General features: G+C 30.8%; 6 protein-coding genes and 1 pseudogene. All 7 read right to left on the reverse strand.

The window, feature by feature from the left end; all coding sequences use genetic code 11:
• On the reverse strand, nt 1-1,479 hold a 1,479-nt coding region (locus tag AB4Y90_RS15035), incomplete at its 3' end, for an RNA-directed DNA polymerase (RefSeq protein ID WP_441558352.1).
• Between the two features lie 84 nt (nt 1,480-1,563).
• Nucleotides 1,564-1,737: pseudogene (locus AB4Y90_RS15040) on the reverse strand (hypothetical protein); the annotation flags it as partial.
• A 27-nt stretch (nt 1,738-1,764) separates the two neighbouring features.
• The gene (locus AB4Y90_RS15045) at nt 1,765-2,337 is read right to left on the reverse strand and encodes a hypothetical protein (protein ID WP_441558353.1); all 573 of its coding nucleotides are present in this window, start codon (nt 2,335-2,337) and stop codon (nt 1,765-1,767) included.
• 114 nt (nt 2,338-2,451) lie between these two features.
• Nucleotides 2,452-3,033, reverse strand: coding sequence for a GDP-mannose pyrophosphatase NudK (gene nudK, locus AB4Y90_RS15050; protein ID WP_441558354.1), 582 nt, complete (start codon nt 3,031-3,033; stop codon nt 2,452-2,454).
• Between the two features lie 85 nt (nt 3,034-3,118).
• Nucleotides 3,119-4,027: a TIGR01777 family oxidoreductase gene (locus AB4Y90_RS15055; RefSeq protein ID WP_441558355.1), complete on the reverse strand. Its 909-nt coding sequence runs from the start codon at nt 4,025-4,027 to the stop codon at nt 3,119-3,121.
• Between the two features lie 13 nt (nt 4,028-4,040).
• Complete coding sequence (locus tag AB4Y90_RS15060) at nt 4,041-4,379, reverse strand: hypothetical protein (RefSeq protein WP_441558356.1); 339 nt, start codon at nt 4,377-4,379, stop codon at nt 4,041-4,043.
• Between the two features lie 6 nt (nt 4,380-4,385).
• Nucleotides 4,386-4,982, reverse strand: a complete 597-nt coding sequence (locus AB4Y90_RS15065; RefSeq protein WP_441558357.1) for an HPP family protein — start codon at nt 4,980-4,982, stop codon at nt 4,386-4,388.
• Between the last annotated feature and the right edge of the window lie 378 nt (nt 4,983-5,360).

The raw sequence follows: 5,360 nt of genomic DNA on the forward strand, positions 1-5,360 counted from the left end.
ATTTACTAAAGTGAAATCAAGCTTTCTCCTATTTATTCCATGATTGTTGATAATATCTAAAGCTATAAGAATTGAAATTTGATCTTCAGAATCTAATATTGATTGTAATATTTCAATATCACAGGTTATATCAAATGATTTGTAAAACCATAAACACCAAGCGATTTCGAAAGAGTGATTTAGAGTGATATGTTCTCGTATCAGTTTGTCTAATAAAATCTTGATTTTTCTCAATTCATTTTGATCTATAAAGATTTTATAATTATATATTATCTTAAATATTTGATCAATATTGCTTGTATCTAAATATAAAGTTTTTAATAATAAAGAATTGAATATCGGAATTTGATCTAATTTAATGTGAACATTTCCATATTCAAATCGTGTTAAAGAATAAGATATAATCCATGAAGAATTTTCTCTATTCTCTTCAACTAATTTAAATATCAAAGAAAAATAATATTCTATTTCTTGAATATCTTTTGCATATTGCTCTTTAAAGTTGTAATTATGAATATCTAAATTCCATAAATCAGAATGAAAATATGGTAATTGTTTAATCTCAACTTTATTTTCATTTACTTCTAACTTATATTCATATAATATTTTTTGAGTTTTTTTTAATATTGTTTCAGCATCACCGATTGAATTTGTATAAAAATAGTAATCATCATAATATCTCACACACTTATAATCAATACCATCGAGTTCAATGTGGAGTTCTTGGTCTATTCTTGATGATACCATTTCAGATAAAATAAAAGAGGAATCAGGACTTATCGGTAATCCAATACTTTGCTTGTCATTACAATTTCTGACCAAGGTGTCTATTTTATCTGCTATTTTATAATTTTCTGCTTTTCGATCAGTTAACGTTAGTGTTTCAAAATTATTTGAATCAGCGTTTTTTATTTCAAAATAATATTTAGAGTCTTCTTTACCCAATATGCTCCAAGGTATTGAATGTGTGTAAATAGTTGGGTAAAAATTTGTAATATCTAATTTGAGCTGAACTTTATAATCAAAAGATATTTCAGTTAATTTATTTCTAAATCTTTTCCAAGAAATACTTTTTGTTCGTATTGATCTTTTACTTGTATTTTCGCTGTATAATTTGCTTTCGGAATATGGACTTAATTTATACACGTTTTTAATTAGTTTCCAATGATTGACAATTTCTCTGCATAAATAAAAATAAGTTTGTGGATGAGGAATTTCAAGTTTACGTCTTGAATATTGACCTTTTGCAATACTAAATTCAATTAATTTAGATATAGAATATTTATTAAGTATTGGTTTATATCTAAATTTTGCTTGCCTGTTACTAGCTTCACTTGGAAGTGGAATCATTAAATGAGTAACATATCGATCCCATTTTTTAGCAATATAACGTGATTTTTGTCCGAAAGATTTTGTTGTAAAAGGAGGAGGAAGTTCTTTAGGGAAATATCCTTTTTCTAAAATTTTTGTTAAATTCAATTTTAATGGTTTTAGTTATTCGAATATAATTAAATAATTCTAAAAAAAAAGAGCCCAAAAGACTCCCGAAAAAATATCAATAAATTAAATTCTCTCCAAAGCAAACTCCTTACTCATCTCCCTAGAAGCTTCCGCCATCGCAATCAACGCCTTTTCTGTTTCATCCCAATCACGGGTTTTCAAACCACAATCAGGGTTTACCCAAAGTTGCTGTGCAGGAATTACAGCCTGTGCTTTTTTCAGCAATTCCAACATTTCATATTTTTATAAATACAGTGAAAAACTTTATTCCGTATCAATATACGTCAGTTTCGCTCCTTTTATAAACTCTTCCAGAGAAATATCTTTCGCAGCTTTGTCGTTCATCAATTCAAAAAGATAGGTTGAGGTTGTGTTTAGCCTGATGTCTTTTAATGAGACTTTAAACCTTTTTGCTTTAAGATTTGAATTTAAAAAAGTCAGCTCAGAAGTATTGCTAAGTTTGATATTATTCACATCAAAAGAAGCTCTTGGATCTTTCTGGAGTTTCAAAAATCTTTTCTGGGTTTTATCGGTAGATTCGTCCAAAAATTTCTGCATTTGATAATCAGTTAAAAGCTGAGGATAAATTAAGCCTTCTTTCAGAATAGTTGCTGTGATTTTATCGGTTTTATCATAGTAAACTATTTTGTTGTCAAACTGTATCAGATTATCTTTTACTGTGATTTTACCGTCAAATTTTTTATAATTTTTCTTTTTGTAATCGGTTTTAAAATGGGTAGCTATTGCAGCATCTTTCGTACTTAATTTTTCATTTTTCTGGGCAAGAAAATTGGAAGAAAGCAATACCGAAAGGCCAATTGCAAATATATATTTCATAATACTTTATATTTTTGTTTTAATTAAATTTTGAAAATAAGTATATAAATTTTGATTTTTTAATGTATTTATTTCAATCCATCAACTATCAACTAAAAACGATCAACCACTTATTTACAAAATATTTTTCATACGAAGATGCTGTAGAAGCATAATGGTTTTGGCATCTTTTATTTCACCTTTATCAATCATAGAAAGGGTTTCGTCAAACTGAAGCTGCAAAACTTCGATGTTTTCGCCTTCCTCTTCCAGTCCGCCTCCGTCATTTATTTTCATATCATCAGAATATTCGGCGATAAAAAAATGCAGAATTTCTGTAACATATCCGGGCGACATATACGCTTCAAATATTTTTTCAACTTTCGAAATTTTATACCCTGTTTCTTCTTCCGTTTCTTTTCTGATGCAGTCTTCAGGATTATTATCGTCTAATAAACCGGCACAGGCTTCGATCATCATTCCCGTAGAATTTCCGTTGATGTATGTTGGTAAACGGAATTGTCTCGTTAAAATTACATTTTTAGTCTGAGTATTATATAGCAAAATAACGGCTCCGTTACCTCGGTCGTAAGCTTCTCTGCTCTGAGTTTCGGTAGTTCCGTTTTCTTTTTTAATATTAAAAGTTACTTTTTTTAAAGTGTACCAGTCATCTGATAAAATTTCTGTTTTTTCGATGCTTACATTCGTCTCTTGCATTCTGTATTGTATTAATTTTAATTCTCGCTGATCATACAGATTTCGCAGATAAAAAATCAGCTAAATCTGCGAGATAATTTGATTGTTATTTATTTTTTAATAAATCTTCCAAAGCCATTTTCAGATCAGGAAACTGAAACTCAAAACCCGCTTTCTGAATTTTCTCTGAAGAAGCCCTCGAACCTTCCAGCAAAGCATCTGCCAATTCACCAAAAATCAGCTTTAAAATAAATGAAGGAACATTCGGCATCAACAAAGGTTTGTTTAAAACATTTGCGATTAATTTCGTTAAATTTTCATTCGTTGTGTGTTGTGGCGCAGAAGCGTTGTAAGAACCTTCCATTTCAGGATTTTTCAAAGCAAATTCATACATCGCACAAATATCATCAATATGAATCCACGGCATATATTGTTTCCCGCTTCCGAGTGGCGAACCAATTCCGAATTTTATAGGCATCATCATCTTAGCCAAAGCGCCTTCGTTTTTAGAAAGAACAACGGCTGTTCTTATTTTTACAACCCGTTCTGCAATATTTTGTTCTTTAAATTCATCAGCCGCTTTTTCCCAGACAACAACAACTTCACTTAAAAAATCATTTCCGGGAGCATCATTTTCCGTGAAAATTTTGTCGGTTGTTTTTGTACCATAAAAATTAATTCCTGATGCAGAAATAAAAGTTTTTAGCTTTAAATTTTTCTTTTTAAGCGTATTTAAAATCAATTCGGCAGAATTTACGCGGCTGGAAATTAATATCTTTTTTCGGTCTTCAGTCCAGCGTTTTTCAGAAATGTTGGCTCCTGCAAGATGAATGATATGACTTACGTTTTCAAAAGCACTTTCTTCTACAATATTGTTTTCTAGATCCCATTCAAATTCGTTTTCTGCTTCTTTTTTTCGGGTTAAAAAACGCACGGTGTAATCTTTTTCAATTTTTTTTGAAAGTGCTCTTGCAATGGCTCCGCTTGCACCGGTGATTAATACAATTTCTTTCATGATAGTTTTCAGATTAATTTTTTACAATGAGAACATAATCTTCTTCAAGAATTTTATAGCCGTGATCATAGATAAACTTGTATTCCGAGCCGTTTTTATACACTTTTATGTTTGTAAAATAATTAAAATCAAAACCTAAGCCATCAAGTTTAGATTTTGGAACTTTGGTTTTTCCGTCTACATTTATTTCGTTCAGAATGCGGTAATTTTTACGGAGCTTATTGTTTACATTCCGCATCAGGTTGCTGGAGTCTTTATTTTGCTTGTTGTTGTAAGCGTTTCTGCAGGCATCGTTGCAGAATTTTTTATCAGATCTTCCGATGATTTTTTCGCCGCATTCTATACATTCCATATTCTTTTATTTTTTCAAATTGTGTCTGTGTTTTTTATGTAAAAGTCTTTTCCATTTTGTACTTGTAGGATAGCTTCTGTTTTTAGTCATATTATTAAAAATTAAAGCCACCAAAAGCAGGATAAGACAACCCGATAAAACCGGAGAAAGTACATACCAATAACCTAAATCGGCAATTTTTCCGGGTGATGTTACGGCAATTAAGGCAGTCGCTCCTCCCGGTGGATGCAAAGTTTTGGTATACTGCATCAAAATAATCGAAAATGCAACAGCCAAAGGCGCAGAAAGCCATAAAATATCAGGAACAATCTGATAAATTGTAACTCCCACCAAAGCTGAAATGACATGTCCGCCAACGAGATTTCTCGGCTGAGCCAACGGACTTTGAATGGCTCCGTAAATCAAAACACTTGATGCTCCAAACGAACCGATCAGAAAAACATTTTCCTGCTGCAGCARGTATTGAGACTGCAGAAAAGCAATCAGTCCGATTCCGAAAAAAGCCCCCAGAAAAGACCAGAAATGTTCTTTATAATCAACAAGTGTTTCTCTATAAATGACATATTTTGATACTCTGAGTGTTCTTTTGAAAGTTTTCTTCACAATAATTTTTATTTGAAATTTAAAGGTACAAAATATCCGTTTGTAAACGGGTATGAAAATAGACTGATTAAATTTCTTTAGATTTATCTTTTATATTTATTGAAACCTATCTTTAAGTTTCTGTTTAAATTCTCAGATTTCTATTAACCTGAGTTCAGGATAAGAAATTTAGCAAAATCTTCCACGCAAAGATTTTAATTTTTAAGCATATTATTTTAAGGAGCAAAGAATTGCGACAAAGTCGCTGATGAAGCTTGAATAAAGCGAGTGCTTAATAAAAATCAATTTATTGATTCATCTTTGCTCCTTCAAAATAAGGTTTGATGAAATTAAGCTTTGCGTTAAAAAACAACGAATTAAGAATTAGTAGTCCGTAGT

It is taken from the genome of Chryseobacterium sp. 2TAF14, assembly GCF_052115105.1.
Lineage (GTDB): Bacteria > Bacteroidota > Bacteroidia > Flavobacteriales > Weeksellaceae > Chryseobacterium.